Source organism: Oceanobacillus sp. FSL K6-2867, from assembly GCF_037963145.1.
GTDB lineage: Bacteria > Bacillota > Bacilli > Bacillales > Amphibacillaceae > Oceanobacillus.
On the sequence record NZ_CP150144.1, the window covers coordinates 2,279,577 to 2,295,469 of the forward strand.

A 15,893-nucleotide genomic window follows, 5' to 3' on the forward strand; every position below is an offset into this window, starting at 1 on the left:
GAAAAAGAGGGTGTCTCCATGACCATTATCAATAAGCTAAATTTAGGGAAATACGAAAACATGGCTGTTATTCATGAACCAAATGATTATGATACATTTGAGGGGTACAAAACGACATTATCTGGAGAGCATGATGCGATTTTTGTTTTTGTCGAAACGATTGAAGAAATGGTGCAGCAAACACAACGCATGATTAGAGAAGAGCAATTGCTGGAAAAAGGCTACTTATTTTTTGCGTATCCGAAAAAGGGCAATAAGCGATATGAAACCTTTGTCCATCGAGATGAAATCTTCCCTGCTTTGAAAGTGGACGAGGATGGATATGTAGAAAACAGCGATTTGAAATTTTCCCGGATGGTAAGTATGGATGATGTATTTACAGTTGTGGGGTTAAAACGAGACAAAAAAAGCGCTAAAAAGTCTGCTGCTGCAAGTCAATGTGTAGCCGACTATGAGGATAATGTGAAAGACATAGAGAAAATTTTAGTGGATCATCCAAATGAACTTCAGTTTTACAGAGAATTAACACCAGGTTATCAAAAAGACTGGGCTCGCTATATTTTTTCAGCGAAGCAACAAAAAACTCGGGATAAACGCCAAGCACAAATGGTAGATATATTATCCCAAGGGTATAAATCAATTGATCTATTTCGTTTGAAAAAGAAGTAGGATAAGAAAATCTTAAGCAAAACAGGCGTGGTACATTCACCATTGTATGATGGTGAGTACCACGCTATTATATTAAGCTATTTGGTTTTTTTTCCAGTGGGGGCGTTGAAATGCTCATCATTGAAAACTACCTATCCCAGTGACGATGCTGGCGGACAGCTTCCACAAAACGCTTTGCAAAATCAGGGGCACTTCCATCAGTAATAACACCAGGTTTATTGATGAAATTATTGACTTGCAGCCATTGTACGCCTTGACCAGTAGCCCCAATAGTCTTTTTGTGACGATAAGCCTCATCAAGGAAATTTGCAGCTTTTTGGTTAAATCTCATATCATCACTGCTTCCTCGCACCATATAGACCGCATCATACAATACCGAATCAGCGGTATAAACATTTTGTGCTGCTTCTAACTGGACTCCATTTGTACCTTGAACGATTCCTTGATCCTCACTGATGATTTCCGGAACGAGACCTTCCGCTTCCCAGTAGTCAAGTACGGATTTTACTAGAGGACCATTAAACCCTTCCGATAAAATTACCGCCACTTTACGAGTTTTGGCAGACATAGGCGTATTTAATTGGCTCAATGCTGGGGAAGACTTTGTTACTGTCGAACCTCCGCTGGCAGGTGGAGAAACCCCAACATTTCTAGCTATCGTTCTGGCCAGTTCAAGGTTAACATTTGCAAATAAGTCCACATTTTGCTGGCGTACCGATTTACTTTTTACTTTTCCCAGTTCGAAACTAAATGCATCGATTATATGTCTCTTCTCGGGTTCACTCATACTATTCCAAAACATAGTTGCTTGAGAAAAGAAATCGGTGAAACTTTTACTTCTTGCTCTTATCTTCCGGCCATCAACCTTTTCTTCATAATGCTGATAACCACCCTCTTCAGGTGGGGCAGGAGTTGGTGTGTTTCCTGCTAAGGAATTACGATGATAGTTCACTTGGCCAACATTGATCGTCATTCTATGATAGCCTTCACGCTGGTTATTGTGGAAGGGACAAATTGAACGATTGATTGGTATTTCATGAAAGTTTGGTCCACCTAAGCGTATTAATTGCGTGTCGATATAGGAGAATAATCTTGCTTGGAGTAATGGATCATTCGTGAAATCTATTCCAGGAACAACATTCCCAGGATGAAACGCTACTTGCTCAGTCTCAGCAAAGAAATTGTCAACGTTCTTCGTTAATGTCATCTTTCCAATAAACTTTACAGGAACTTCTTCCTCGGGAATTAGCTTTGTTGCGTCTAATAAATCAAAATCAAACTTAAATTCATCTGCTTCATTTACAATTTGCACACCTAATTCAAACTCTGGGTAATCCCCTCGTTCAATCGCATTCCATAAATCATTGCGATGAAAATCAGGGTCAACTCCCATCAGCTTTTGGGCTTCCTCCCAGACTAAGGAATGCGCACCAAGTTTTGCCCTCCAATGAAATTTAACAAAGAATGCCTCCCCTGAAGCATTTACAAAACGAAATGTATTCACACCGAATCCATCCATCATTCGAAAACTTCTTGGAATCGCTCGGTCAGACATAATCCACATCACCATATGAGCATTTTCTGGATTATTGGCAACAAAGTCCCAAAAGTTGTCATGAGCTGTAGCTGCTTGAGGGATGTCATTGTTTGGTTCTGGTTTAAATGAATGGACAACATCTGGAAATTTTATTCCATCCTGAATAAAGAAGACTGGAATATTATTGGCTACAAGGTCATAATTTCCTTCTTCCGTGTAAAACTTCGTTGCAAATCCACGGGCATCCCTTGCCGTGTCCCCTGTGCCCCTTGCCCCATTCACAGTGGAGAATCGGACAAATACAGGTGTTTTTTTAGATGTATCCGTAAAAATTTTCGCTCTTGTATAGCGCGACATGTCTTCGTAAAGCTCAAACTCACCGTGAGCAGCAAAGCCTCTGGCATGAACGACCCGCTCTGGTATTCGTTCATTATCAAAATGCGTCATTTTTTCCCGAAAATGAAAATCCTCCATTAAAGTTGGCCCGCGTACACCGGCAGTTAAAGAAAGTTCATCCTCGGAAACTTTCAAACCTTGATTTGTTGTCATATACTTCCCTTTGTCATTCACTCGGAAAAACTCAAGCTGCTCATCTTTTTTATTATCTTTCCGTTCATCTGTCATTTCACATACCTCCCCATTCATTGATATGAATGGAAAACGAAAATTATCCATGAACAGAATGGGGTTAATAAGAGATTACAAACCTAAAAATATATGCAGCTCTGGAATAAAGTTTGATAGCATATGCATGATGACAAGAATGATAACTCTTACTCGAGAAGTGCCGATTTATATGATGTATCTAATGCTTGCTATCCTGGTACAGCCCCTTCCTTTTGGAAAAGGCGTTGTCCTCTAAGTCCATTTTTTACTATTGGTTTCTAACCGATTTTGTCAATAACCCTCGGTAAATCTAATACATTCTATACATTCCGTGTGATTGAGGAAAGCTATATGAAAATCCGAATTGTTCATAAAGCTTATTCGCTGGGTCGTCAGCTATTAAACTGACATAGGAACCGGGGTAAGTATTTTTATCCAAGTAGTTTATTAGTTCCTTCATAACTTTTTTGCCTAATCCACGCCCTTGATAACTTGGTTTTACGACGATATCGACAATCTGAAAAAAGGCCCCGCCATCACCGATTATACGTCCCATACCAATTAAAGTTTTTTCATCATAAATGCACACTGTAAAAAGCGAATTTTTTAAACCAACTGTTGCTGCTTCAAGTGACTTCCCACTTAAGCCTCCTTCTAATCGCAAATTGTTGTATTCATTTGGGGTGGGTGGTTCATAAACAATAGTAAAATCGTTATTCATGTTATTTTTCCTCCGTCATCACTTAGGTTGCTGAAACTGAACTCTATTATGACACATGCTTATGGCATTATTGCAGGAGTTAGCTTAAATGAATTCCTTCCATTATTCGTTTTGGTCTTCCAGAGTTTCTTCAAGTAAATATAGTGAGTCTTTTTCCATAATAATCTTGTAAACCAAAAAAGACTTGGGATTCGATCACGCACTAGTTTGTTGTATGTTGGCATGTGAGCACTCCTTTGTTAGTTTAATATTTTTACCCGGAGACTTTCGCTTAACACGTCGCTTCGCATCTGGAACTTAACCAGGTACAACTTTGAGGCATGGTAAATCACTGTAAATTCATTAATTATTGCATTCCTTCTCATTTAAATTACAAAACTTTAGGTTAAAGGTAAGATAATTATAGAAGTTTGCCAGTATAGAAGGGGATATATAGGGAGGGTATTCATGAACAAGAAATGGGGACAGGTAAAGAACCCTGCCCCTTCATATATTACACCTTGGAACAATCTATACCAACTGACCCTGCTATAAATTAAACAGATTTGGCAAGAACAGGGAAAGCTGCGGAATAAAGGTTACAAGTAACAATACGATAATGACAGCCACAAAGTATGGAATTAATGTTCCAATCACTTGTTCAATTCTTACGTTCGCTACAGACGCCCCAACAAATAAGGCACTGCCAACAGGTGGTGTCATATTACCGATACAAAGGGCGAAACATAGAATCATGCCAAAATGAACAGGATCCATTCCGAACGTTTCTGCCACCGGTAAAAAGATAGGAGTAAAGATTAGTACTGCTGGCGTAATATCCATAAAGGTCCCTACTAAAAGCAAAATCAGAATCATAATTAAGAGAATCCCAATTTGATTTTCTGTTATGGATAATAATGCGTTACTAATAGCCTCTGGTAAGCCTAAATACGACATGACGAGTGAGAATAAAGCAGATGACGTAATAAGGAAAAGAATCATCCCCGTTATTTCAATGGTTTCCTTTAGTATAGCTGGGATATCCCTCCATTTTAGCCCCTTATAAATAATTGCTAGTATCGCGGAATACAGAACGGCAACTGCTGCGCCTTCTGTAGCGGTGAATATTCCGGCAACGATACCACCAATTACAATGACAATTAAAAAGAGACTAGGGATAGCGCTACCAATAATATATAAAATATCTTTAATGCTAGGTAATGTAGAAACAGGGTAGTTTTCTTTTTTTGCCATGAAATAGGCAACAATCATAACTGCTATTCCCCATAGAATACCAGGGATGTACCCAGCCATAAATAATGCAGCAACTGAAGTTCCGCCACTGACAAGTGAATAAACAATTACGACAGAGCTTGGGGGAATAATCAATCCTGTTGGAGCTGACGCGATATTAACAGCTGCTGAGTATGTCTTCTTGTATCCTTGCTTTTCTTGCATTGGCCCCATAATCCGTCCCATTGCCGCTGCGGCCGCCACGCTAGAACCTGCGATGGAGCCGAATAGCATATTCCCAACAGCATTCGTATGTGCTAAAGATCCAGGCAACTTACCTACTAATACTTTAGCAAAATTCACGAGACGAAACGCAATCCCACCGTTATTCATAATAATCCCAGCTAATACAAATAGAGGGATTGCCAGCATTGTAAAATTGTCAATTCCAGTAATCATTCTCTGAGCAGATGTCATCAATGCGACGTCAAATGGCAGCACAGTGAAAAAAGTGATGACAGAACTTAGTATAATCGCAATTGCGATAGGAGCTCCAACTAATAATAAAAGAATAAAACTTATAAAAAGAATCATACCTGCAATCGCCATCATTATAATCCCACCTCCTGATTCTCCTTGATTTTATTAGTTACCATACTATGAATCGTGTAAAAAATGATAAATAGGCCGCTTAATGGCAGAGACATGTAAACATATGCCATAGAAATCTCAGTTGCTGGTGCCGTTTGAGCAGCGGTAAGCATGACAACCCTAATTCCGCCGTAAACCATAAGGACAGATGCAACCAAGATAACAAGGATATCAGTTATTCTTTCGATAGAAATTTGCGTTTTAGCAGCAAACTTTTCTCGAAAGAAGAGAATAGCAATATGTTTTTTAGCTCCAAAGACATAAGCTGCAGCTATTAGTCCAAACCAGATCAGCAGAAATCTCGTTATTTCTTCGGTTCCTGGCGAAGGAATGCTTAGTACATACCTTGCTATCACTTGCCAAATGGAAAGAACGACCATGGCAATGATTAATATAGAGGAGAGGCTAAGTAAGAGCTTATCGACCCATTTTTTTGCTTTATTCATCTTGTTTCGCCTCCTGTATTAATTGGTAAATGTCCTTTGTCTTTTCATCCTTAGAATATTGCTCGTGAAGCGGTTGCACAGCCTCGATGAATGGAGTCTTATCCAATTCAATAAAATTAACTCCTAATTCATTTTTGGCGATATCGGTTTGCTCTTGAATCGTTTCAGCCCATACACCTTCATGGAAAGACGTGGATTCCTGAGCAGCTTCTCTAATTATTTGTTGATGGTTGTCTGATAATTTATTAAAGCTATTTGCATTCATGATAACCATATCAGGTACAATTTGATGGCCTGTATACATAAAATATTTCGCAACCTCACCATGATTATTTCCTACTAATGCGGTTTCATTGTTTTCAGCAGCGTCGATCACACCAGATTGTATAGCTGTATACACCTCACCATAATCCATCGCTGTTGGTATCCCGCCAAAAGCATTTATCATTTGAACACTCGTTTGACTAGGTTGCACCCGTACTTTGAGTCCCTTCATGTCGGATACATCATGTACTTCCCTATCCTTTGTATAAAGATGTCTTTGCCCTGCGTTATAATAAGTTAACGCGATAAACCCTATGTCTTCCGTTTGGTTATACAATTTATCTGTTACTTTCTCATTGTTCATGACTTTCTCGTACGTTTCGTAATCTTCAAAAGCATATGGAAGGCTAAAAATAGAGTAGTCGGATTCAAATCCCTCTAATTGACTTGCACTTACTTTTGCTAAATCAACCGCACCCGTTTGTGTTAATTCGGTTACTTCGCGGTCACTACCTAATTGACCGTTCGGATAAATTTTCACCTTTATTTCCTCATCGGATTTTTCCTCCACAAGTCTCGTGAATTCTACTAACGATAAGTGAACTGGGTGATCCAGTGGCAAGTTATGTGCTAGTTTTAGTTCAATAGCTTTAGATTGATCAGAAGCACCTTGGCATCCTGCAAGTACAATCAATACCAATACTGTAAATAACGTAATGACAGATTTCTTCACCATATACCCTCCCTGAATTTTTCATGTGATGTGTTCTCTAATGGTCGGTGTTTATTCGCGCTTCTATTCGTTGAGTTAACGAAAGCGGTCACATTTGTGATTTAGCGCTTACATCTTGTGGATTGAAAATCCAATATGTGAGATTAATTCGCTAATAGTTTGATTGGTAAACAAACTATATAACCATAATACTTGCATATTAGAAATAATTCAACCGTGTTACGTTAGAAAATAATGATGCATATTTTCTAACGTAACAGAAGGTATCTATCGTAGGCTTCCTTTTAACCGTGTTGATTAGAAAACAAAAAAGACTTGGGTAGCCCAAGCCTTTTACAACCATTTAATTCAATTTCTTAGGCTATGCTTTTGCCCTTCTCTCTTTTCTGCCTGATCTGCCCCTTCCAAGAAAAATAACTGCCAATTCGCATTATGTTTTCAAACGGTCCCATTTTAAAGAACTTTAAGTAAAGTTGGCTGCATACCATTTGGGCAGCGAAAATAACCAATGCTAACAGAATGCCTAGGAAAACTCCCAGCTTGCTATAGAGTCCTAGTCCATATCCATAAAAAACAGCTGTACAGATAAAGCTTTGTGTTAAATAATTTGTGAGGGACAATCGGCCGACTTTTTCAAAGGTTGACATGAGTTTACCGGTTTCTCTTGTATATAAGGTGGCAAATCCGAAAATATATCCGAGGGCTAGGAGGATGGCCCCAATACTGTAAGCACCTTCTGTCCAAGTCGGATTAGGTATTAAATAGTGGAAGCTTTTGAGTAATAATCCGGTTATGCCAAATCCGAGCGCACCTCGAATATACCATTTCCTCTCCTGTTTTGGATTCGTAAACCAATTGCGCTTTGCTGCGTACATACCAAGTAACGTTAGTGGCGCAATTAAAAGTGGAGTGAATACAAGCATCAGCACATAAAAGAATTCTGGTAAATCAAAAGGCAATTCTCCGCTTTGGCGAAATGCGAGTGCATCGGCGTAACGATCGCTTGAATAAGCCTCCGTTTCCCCCTGGATATAGGATTCCATCAGTTGTATGTCTTTTTCCGTTTGTTCGACCTCGCCGAACCCCATGAGAGAGGTTAAGGCAAACAAGATAATTGCCCAAACAAGCAGGGTTTTCCTCTTCCTGTTTATAAAAAGTATCATTAAAAACCCGATTAAACTATACGCCAGCAGAATATCTCCTTCCCAAATGAAAATCGAATGGAGAAGTCCAAATACAAAAAACAGGAGAAATCTTCTTACGAGATGTCTTTTTACGTTTAATTGATTTCTTTCCAGCTTTTCTTTTAACTTAACTAATGAATAGCCAAATAAAAACATGAAAACAGGCAGAAAACTAGCTTCTACAAAAATTTTTGTCCAAACATAAGCAACGGTATCTAGTGGAGATAGTTGAAAATGCTCCGGATTATCCTTGCCAAATATCCCATATTGGAAAATCAGCATATTTGCAATTAGAATTCCGAGTAAACTAAAACCTCTTAAGCCATCAATTGTACTTACTCTTCGTTTCATACATGTTCTCCCTCTCTGTTCAGTTGTATATCTAAGGTATCAACCTTAAATTTCCCGTGAATGAACAGAATCTTAACAATTTATAACGTGTTCTTTCATATTGTTCAACTAATCGTAATCTTTCCGTGGTAGAATGACGGTGAGGTGGGAAATATGGGAAATGGGACACATATTTTAATTGTTGATGATGAAAAAGCCATCGTAAAAATGTTGGAGTTAATGTTAAGAAAAGAAGGATTTGAACATATATATACAGCTTTTACAGGGGAAGAAGCACTAGCATGTGTTGCAGCACTTCCAATCGATATTATTATTTTAGACGTCATGCTTCCCGATGGAAGTGGTTTTGATTTAAGTCCGAAACTGAGAGAGCTTACGAATGCATATATTCTCTTTTTGACGGCGAGGATTTCTGACCTCGATGTTCTTACCGGTTTTGCGACAGGTGGAGATGATTATGTAACAAAGCCCTTTAATCCATTAGAGGTCGCAGCAAGAATCAAGGCACATCTTAGAAGAACTGAATCCCATCCAAAATCTGAACAAAGTACAAAACCAACCAAACGATATGATTTTGGACGCTTTGTTTTGGATGAACATGCGGGTGAGTTGATTGTAAATGGAAAGGTCGTATCCTGTCCGACCCAGGTATATTTGTTACTGCTTTACCTTTGCAAGCATCCAAACCGGGTTTTTTCAAAAGCAGCACTACTCGATGCAGTATGGGGATTTGACCACTATGTCGATGAAAATACGGTATCCGTACATATTAGAAGAATCAGAGAGCGAATTGAAGAGAATCCGAGTAAACCAGCCTATTTGACGACAGTTCGCGGGTTAGGATACAAACTAGTGAAGGAACATGACAAATGAAAAAGCTTAGAAGACGTTTGTTTATGCACTTTTCCATTCAATTTATTTCGATCGCGATTTTGATGGTAATTGTTGTTGCGACTACATTAGTACTTGGCATTGGGCTGATGACAGAGGATCAAGCAAGACATAATTATTATTATACAAAGCTTGAAGAGATATCCATGCTGGATGCTGGCGACTCATTTCGAGAATTAAAGATGCGGGAAGACTGGAGTGAAGGACTGGGCGAAGATATCTGGGTGCAAATTATTAATGTGCAAGGTGATGTAATGGAGGCTGGGAATGTACCAAGTGATTTTCCGGAACATTATAGTATGCAAGATTTATTGCTCATGAAGGAAAACGAGTCTTACAAGGGGTATGAGCTCACTTTTTACTTAGAAACATACTATGAAACCGATTATTTGTTTATCTTAGGTCATAAGCCTGAATCAGGCATCTTACTGGATGAACTTGTTAAGGCACATAACGAGAATGGAATAATCGCGAATCAGGACGTTGCTGCGGTAAATGAAAAGTTACTAGAAATTGGAGGAACGCTCGAGATTTATGGAAGTGATGGGGAACAGAAGATGTCCCTTGGGGAAGCAGAACATGAAGAAGAGTTGCCATTAGATGCTTTTAAACGAGGTATATCCCCAGATATGTATTCAACCAAGCAACAGACGTATCGTGATGCTGAAACAGGTGATTTATGGGTGCTTTATACACCAAATGTGCATAAAGGAGAAATCAATTTAAAAACCTACCAAGCAACATTGATTGGTCTGCTTATTACGGCAGCAATTGTACTGCTTATCACAATTACGATTTCAATTTGGAATGGCTTCAGATATGGGAACCCATTATTGGTCTTTGCAAATTGGCTAGGCAGAATGGGAAATGGCAAATATGATGAGGTTTTAACAGAGCGGGAGAAGAAGCAAATCTTTCGGAAAAGTGGAAAAATCAAGTGGCGTTACAGATTGTATCGAGAGGTTTTCTATGCCTTTTATGAGATGGCGCAGAAGCTGGATGCTTCGAAAAAAGAAAGAGAGCAATTGGAGAAGACGAGAGAGGAATGGATGACAGGAATTTCTCATGATCTGCGTACCCCGCTTACAACGATGGAAGGATATGGAAGGTTATTGGAAAGTGGGGAATACGAGTGGTCTCAGCAAGAGCTGAAGGATATTGGAAAAACAATCTACGAAAAAAGTGATTATATGGTGAAGCTGATTGAAGACTTTACCCTTAGCTTCCAATTGAAGAATAATGCTGCTCTTGTTTCGCTTCAAACTGTAGAGGTTAATTCGTTTTTGAAAAGAGTCATGAAAAAGTTTATGAACGATATTACATTCCAGGATTATGCTATTTCATTTGAACTGTTAGATTCGAATCGCGTTGTACAGATAAACGAACGACTGTTTGAGCGAATGATTGATAATCTGATTTATAATGCGATCAAGCATAATCCGCCAGAAACGTCTGTCGTTATTCAGGTGGAGGAAGCAGCAAATAATCAAGATCTCAAAATCAGGGTGATCGATAATGGCATTGGTATGGATGAAGAAACGAAAGAAAATTTATTTAGTCGGTATTACCGTGGAACGAATACAGAGGAGAGTATGGAAGGAACTGGTCTTGGCATGAGCATTGCCTTGCAAATTGCTAAGCTGCATCAAGGTACCATACTTGTGGAATCCGAAGAAAATAGAGGAACAACTGTAACAGTACTGTTTTCAGAGGCAGAGGACTCCAAGAAGAATGTTTCATAGCGACTAGGAAAGCGAGGGGAGAAGAGTGAATGAGATTGGAAAGCATGTCATCAAGCGTGTTAGAAAGGGAAATATAAAAGCCTTTCAAAAGCTCGTTGAGCATTACCAGCAATCGGTATATAACATCTGTGTCCTTATGATGGGGAATGAGAAAGAAGCAGAAGAACTGGCTCGTGAGACATTTGTATATGCTTATTCCCATATAGAGGACTATTTTAAGTCCGGTAAAAAATTTTCAATATGGCTGTATCAAGCAATTGTAAGCCTTGCACAACAAAGCTTAAAGGAAGACTTCGAGGTGTGTGATGCACAATCAGCAAAAGGCATTCTCCCCTTGCTGCTAAACATTCCTTTGAACAAACGCCTAGCTATCATTCTAGATTGCTGGTATTACTTATCTGATAAGGAGATTAGTGACGTTCTTCATACTACTAATTCTGAAGTGCACGAATTTATTTATCAGGCAAGAGAGAAGCTGAGTAAGGTATTAGCTGAAAAAGGGAATGTGTTCTTTCGCAGTGGATGAGCTTTTATAGGAAATAAGTTTAGCCAGTATCCTTATGCTGCAAGGATACCGGCTTTTCTTCCTTAAATAAAGTAAAACCCAATCCCCATAATCACATATGCCGCCAATAAAGCAAGTCCATCGAACCAATTTGAATCACCATCATTGGACAGTGTAATCATTAATAATACAGCTGTCACCATGCTGGTTAATTCCGGCCATGTGAAAACAAGCGGCATAGGTGTCGGAAAGAAAAGTGATAGCAAAACAAGAATTGGCAGGACAAACATGGCAACTTGCAAGGTGGAACCAACGGCAATTTCAACTGCGACATCCATTTTATTTTTATATGCCATGATGATTGCTGAGGCATGCTCTGCAGCATTTCCAACAATCGCAACAATAATGATTCCAATAAATAATTCAGACCAGCCAAATGTTGCCCCAACGATATCAAATGTGGCTACTAGATGTTCCGAGACATAGGCAACAGCAACTGTTGACAGTGCAAGAATTACAATTGCTTTTGTTTTCCCCCATTCCGGTTCTTCTTCGTGCACGGCCTCATGCTGTATTTCATCCACTTGGTAAACCCCGCGATGTGTAACAAATTTAAATAATAGTGCCGCTAAATACAAGACGATTAAAATAATGGAAATCCCAACACTTAAAACCATCGTGTCTTGCTTATTCATCGTATTTGTAAACACTTCAGGAATAACAAATGCAACAATAACCGCAAAAATCAGCAGTCCTGCATTGTGGCGCGCTTCATAGATATTAAAGGATTGTCGTTTATATTTTAGCCCGCCAACAAAAAAGGAAAGTCCCCCGACAAGCAGTAGGTTACCCAATACAGAACCTGTTAACGAAGCGAGTACAATTCCAATTAGTCCGGCTTTTAACGCAAAAATAGAAATAATAAGTTCAACGGCGTTCCCAAAAGTTGCATTTAACAGGCCGCCGGCTCTTGGCCCTAAAACAATTGCTAAACTTTCAGTAGCACGGCCGATAAAGCCAGCTAAGGCAACAATTGTTAAACAATAAATAATAAACATCATGATGGCAGACCAATGAAAAATCGAGCCTATGATAGAGAGCGGCAGTCCAAGGAGAACGAAAATCGCAAATAACTTATTCATGATGGGTACCTCCATTCCTTTACCTACATAATTATAGATTACCCGTATTTATTGGAAATTATTTCTGAAAAAAGCTATTCGGGTAAAACGAACTAGAAGTAGTGTATAATTCTGAATAATAACTTATAGAAGGAACAGGGATGTGCATGACATTACAACAATTAAAATATGTGATTGAAGTTGCAAGGAGCCGTTCGATTAGCCATGCAGCACAGAATTTGTTTATAAGTCAGCCAAGTCTTTCGAATGCAATTAAAGAGCTTGAAAAGGAAATGGGGATTACGATTTTTTCTCGTACGAATAAAGGAATTCTGATTACACAGGATGGGACGGAGTTTTTAAGCTATGCGAGACAGGTCGTTGAACAGGCAGAATTACTTGAAAATCGCTATGCAGACGCCCAGCCGAAACAACAGCATTTTTCCGTATCCGCTCAGCATTATGCATTTGCAGTCAGTGCCTTCGTTAGGTTGCTGCGGGATTATGATCGAGAGGAATATGAGTTTACGTTAAGGGAGACAAGGACCTACGAAATTATTGCGGATGTGAAAAATCTTCGCAGTGAAATTGGTGTGCTGTATCTTAATGCGTTTAATAAAAAGGTGATTTCTAAGTTTTTAAGGGAAGGTGATTTGGCTTTCCATGAGCTATTTGTAGCAAAGCCACATGTTTTTATTAGCTCAAGCAATCCATTGGCGAAAAGAGATTATGTGACATTAGCTGAATTAGATCCTTATCCATCTCTTTCCTATGAGCAAGGTGACTATAACTCCTTTTACTTTTCAGAGGAGATACTGAGCACACTCTCTCGTCCCAAAAATATTAAGGTGAGTGATCGGGCAACATTATTTAACCTTTTAATTGGTTTAAACGGCTATACGATTTCGACTGGAGTTATCAGTCATAAGCTAAACAGCAAAGAGATAATCGCTGTCCCCTTACAGGTAAATGAACGTATCCATGTTGGCTATATTACACATAAAAATGTAGGGAACAGCAGGCTTGCGCGGATCTATATTGACTATTTAAAAGAATCCATTGAGGAGGGATTACGCCAGCATAAGATATAGTTTAAAACTATGGAAAGCGAAAGATTTTAAGTGTTACCCTATAAACATTTCCCGTGCTACACTTACTTTAAATAAAGCAAATAAAAGGGAGAGGTTTTCATGGGTGTTGAACTTAAAGCGGGAAAAAGATCTGCTAGCCCATTTCGATTTGATAATGTAGGCAGCTTTTTACGTCCTGAAAAGTTAAAGGAAGCACGTGCTTCTTTTGCTGTGGGGGACATTTCAGCGGATGAACTAAAACGGGTGGAAGATGAGTGCATAATCGATCTAATCGGGAAGCAAAAAGATGTTGGGCTTCAAGTGATAACAGATGGGGAGTTTCGCCGTTCCTGGTGGCATCTGGATTTCATGTGGGGATTAAATGGAGTAAGCAAAGAAACGGTTGGGAAGGGCTATGTTTTTCATGACGAAGAAACTCGACCGGAAACAGCTCGTCTAACAGGAAGAATCAGCGGAGAAAACCATCCATTTGTGGATCATTTTACTTTTATTCAGCAATATGCAGAAGAAGGTGTCATTGCAAGGCAAACACTGCCAGCGCCGGCCCAATTTTTAGCAGAGCTGCAGCGGCCTGAAAATATCTCCGCAACAGAGGAATTTTATACAGATATAAATGTGCTCGTTAAGGATATTGCAAAGGCGTATCAAACGGTAATTCAGGACCTGTATGCCGCGGGGTGCAGAAGCTTGCAATTAGATGACTGTACTTGGGGAATGATTGTTGATCCAAATTATTGGAATGCACGCCAGGATACGGAAACAGTTGAGGGAATTGGAGAGCTTTACTTGAGCGTCAATAATTTATCGATTGAAAATGCACCAGAGGATTTGACAGTAACAACCCATGTTTGCCGTGGAAACTATCATTCTACTTGGGCCTCTTCCGGTGGCTACGATCCGATTGCAAACATTTTATTTGAGAAAGAAAACGTATCAGCCTATTACTTGGAGTATGATACGGATCGTGCTGGAGACTTTGCTCCTCTATCGCATGTAGGAGAGGAAAAATCTGTTGTTTTAGGGCTGTTCTCATCCAAAACAGGTGAACTAGAAGATAAAGAAACAATTAAAACCCGCATTAAAGAAGCGGCGCAATATGTGGATTTGGATCGCTTATGCATCAGTCCGCAGTGTGGATTTGCATCAACAGAGGAAGGAAACATTCTAACGGAAGAACAGCAATGGGAGAAGCTTCGTTTAATAAAAGAGGTTGCGGACGAGGTTTGGAATTGAGGTAAGTACGTAAAGGGCACGCCATAGAAGTGTAACTTTGATGGCGTGCTTATAGTGTAAAATAATCTGGATAAATAGGCAAAGATGGTAAATGCTGTTGTCATGTAGTATTAACCACAGTAAAGGCATCTTCACTTGTGATAATCACATAAATTTAAATAAAAAAAGCTGCTGAACTATAAAGTTAAGCAGCCCTTTTACAGCTTGTGCATTTTAATAGAACATCATATAATATGAAATTTAAAATGGAAAAAGCCGATGATTACTAATCTAATAGATCATCAGCTTTAAAGAAGGTGAATTAAAATAAGCTACTTAATTAAATATTAAACATAAATTTCTAAGAATTATTTCTATTAGTTTGTCATAGCTGGATTAGGAGCAGCATGTTTTGAATAGATTGCCTCTCCATCACTTTCCCCGTCAAATACAACTGGGAAATCTGGTGTGAAAAGGATTACATCTCCAGCTTCGGCTACATAACGATTGCCTTCTTGGTCACGAATTACAAACTTACCTTTTGTTACAACTTTATATTCCACCACATCGTATACGAAATCAAATGATTCTCCTGGCTTCATTGAGAAGAAACCAATTGTAAGTGGATTTAATGATTCGGATACAGGTACATCTACAATTTCACTCTTTACCCCTGATACTCCAAGGATTGTACCTACATCTAGCTTTGGAAAAGTCTTACTTAATTCTGCTGCCTTAAAGATTTGAATTCCTGGTTTTTTAGAAATTGCTACAGTCGTCATGAATATCACTCCTATAAATTATTTGATAATATTTAATATTTAATCAGTAGTACTAGTTACTAGTATATCTTCTTTTTTTATAAAGTATAGTACGGACTTTATAGTCACATAGTATTAAAATGTATACTATACGGATATTAAAGACCTATGTACCAACTTACATAAATACTTTTTC

Annotated in this window: 14 protein-coding genes; 6 read left to right on the forward strand and 8 right to left on the reverse strand. The window is 38.9% G+C overall.

Going from position 1 to position 15,893, the window contains the following annotated elements; genetic code table 11:
- Nucleotides 1–18 precede the first annotated feature (18 nt).
- Nucleotides 19–669 carry a YdeI/OmpD-associated family protein gene (locus tag NSQ77_RS11250; RefSeq protein WP_339226069.1) on the forward strand — a complete coding sequence of 217 codons (651 nt, stop codon included), beginning with the start codon at nucleotides 19–21 and terminating at the stop codon, nucleotides 667–669.
- Between the two features lie 127 nt (nucleotides 670–796).
- Here NSQ77_RS11250 and NSQ77_RS11255 read toward each other — a convergent pair whose 3' ends face one another.
- The 6 genes from NSQ77_RS11255 to NSQ77_RS11280 all read right to left on the reverse strand — a co-directional run bounded on the left by NSQ77_RS11255 (nucleotide 797) and on the right by NSQ77_RS11280 (nucleotide 8,374).
- Nucleotides 797–2,830: a catalase gene (locus tag NSQ77_RS11255; protein WP_339226070.1), complete on the reverse strand. Its 2,034-nt coding sequence runs from the start codon at nucleotides 2,828–2,830 to the stop codon at nucleotides 797–799.
- 292 nt (nucleotides 2,831–3,122) lie between these two features.
- Nucleotides 3,123–3,533 carry a GNAT family N-acetyltransferase gene (locus NSQ77_RS11260; RefSeq protein WP_339226071.1) on the reverse strand — a complete coding sequence of 137 codons (411 nt, stop codon included), beginning with the start codon at nucleotides 3,531–3,533 and terminating at the stop codon, nucleotides 3,123–3,125.
- A gap of 528 nt (nucleotides 3,534–4,061) precedes the next feature.
- A complete protein-coding gene (locus tag NSQ77_RS11265; protein ID WP_339226072.1) occupies nucleotides 4,062–5,357 on the reverse strand; it encodes a TRAP transporter large permease in 1,296 nt (431 codons plus the stop codon).
- On the reverse strand, nucleotides 5,357–5,842 hold the full coding sequence (locus NSQ77_RS11270; RefSeq protein ID WP_339226073.1) for a TRAP transporter small permease: 486 nt from the start codon (nucleotides 5,840–5,842) through the stop codon (nucleotides 5,357–5,359). The genes NSQ77_RS11265 and NSQ77_RS11270 overlap by 1 nt, the downstream gene beginning before the upstream one ends.
- Nucleotides 5,835–6,839 carry a TRAP transporter substrate-binding protein gene (locus NSQ77_RS11275; protein ID WP_339226074.1) on the reverse strand — a complete coding sequence of 335 codons (1,005 nt, stop codon included), beginning with the start codon at nucleotides 6,837–6,839 and terminating at the stop codon, nucleotides 5,835–5,837. The genes NSQ77_RS11270 and NSQ77_RS11275 overlap by 8 nt, the downstream gene beginning before the upstream one ends.
- A 356-nt stretch (nucleotides 6,840–7,195) precedes the next feature.
- Entirely contained in the window at nucleotides 7,196–8,374 is a 1,179-nt protein-coding gene (locus NSQ77_RS11280) for a DUF418 domain-containing protein (protein ID WP_339226075.1), read from the reverse strand.
- A gap of 153 nt (nucleotides 8,375–8,527) precedes the next feature.
- Here NSQ77_RS11280 and NSQ77_RS11285 point away from each other — a divergent pair, with 153 nt between their 5' ends.
- The 3 genes from NSQ77_RS11285 to NSQ77_RS11295 are packed head-to-tail and all read left to right on the forward strand — an operon-like array spanning nucleotide 8,528 to nucleotide 11,533.
- Nucleotides 8,528–9,247 (forward strand): response regulator transcription factor, encoded by a 720-nt coding sequence (locus NSQ77_RS11285; RefSeq protein ID WP_339226076.1) that lies wholly within the window; start codon nucleotides 8,528–8,530, stop codon nucleotides 9,245–9,247.
- Complete coding sequence (locus tag NSQ77_RS11290) at nucleotides 9,244–11,007, forward strand: HAMP domain-containing sensor histidine kinase (RefSeq protein WP_339226077.1); 1,764 nt, start codon at nucleotides 9,244–9,246, stop codon at nucleotides 11,005–11,007. Before NSQ77_RS11285 ends, NSQ77_RS11290 begins: the two co-directional genes overlap by 4 nt.
- 25 nt (nucleotides 11,008–11,032) lie before the next feature.
- Entirely contained in the window at nucleotides 11,033–11,533 is a 501-nt protein-coding gene (locus tag NSQ77_RS11295) for a sigma factor (RefSeq protein ID WP_339226078.1), read from the forward strand.
- Nucleotides 11,534–11,595: 62 nt separating this feature from the next.
- Here the strand turns inward: NSQ77_RS11295 and cax are convergent, their stop codons facing one another.
- Nucleotides 11,596–12,669, reverse strand: coding sequence for a calcium/proton exchanger (gene cax / locus NSQ77_RS11300; protein WP_339226079.1), 1,074 nt, complete (start codon nucleotides 12,667–12,669; stop codon nucleotides 11,596–11,598).
- 131 nt (nucleotides 12,670–12,800) lie between these two features.
- Here cax and NSQ77_RS11305 point away from each other — a divergent pair, with 131 nt between their 5' ends.
- Together NSQ77_RS11305 and NSQ77_RS11310 are read left to right on the forward strand one after the other, a co-directional pair.
- Nucleotides 12,801–13,724, forward strand: a complete 924-nt coding sequence (locus tag NSQ77_RS11305; RefSeq protein WP_339226080.1) for a LysR family transcriptional regulator — start codon at nucleotides 12,801–12,803, stop codon at nucleotides 13,722–13,724.
- A gap of 99 nt (nucleotides 13,725–13,823) precedes the next feature.
- A complete protein-coding gene (locus NSQ77_RS11310; RefSeq protein WP_339226082.1) occupies nucleotides 13,824–14,957 on the forward strand; it encodes a 5-methyltetrahydropteroyltriglutamate--homocysteine S-methyltransferase in 1,134 nt (377 codons plus the stop codon).
- Between the two features lie 356 nt (nucleotides 14,958–15,313).
- On the opposite strand, the gene NSQ77_RS11315 is transcribed toward NSQ77_RS11310, so the two are convergent.
- Nucleotides 15,314–15,718 (reverse strand): hypothetical protein, encoded by a 405-nt coding sequence (locus NSQ77_RS11315; protein ID WP_339226083.1) that lies wholly within the window; start codon nucleotides 15,716–15,718, stop codon nucleotides 15,314–15,316.
- Nucleotides 15,719–15,893 lie beyond the last annotated feature (175 nt).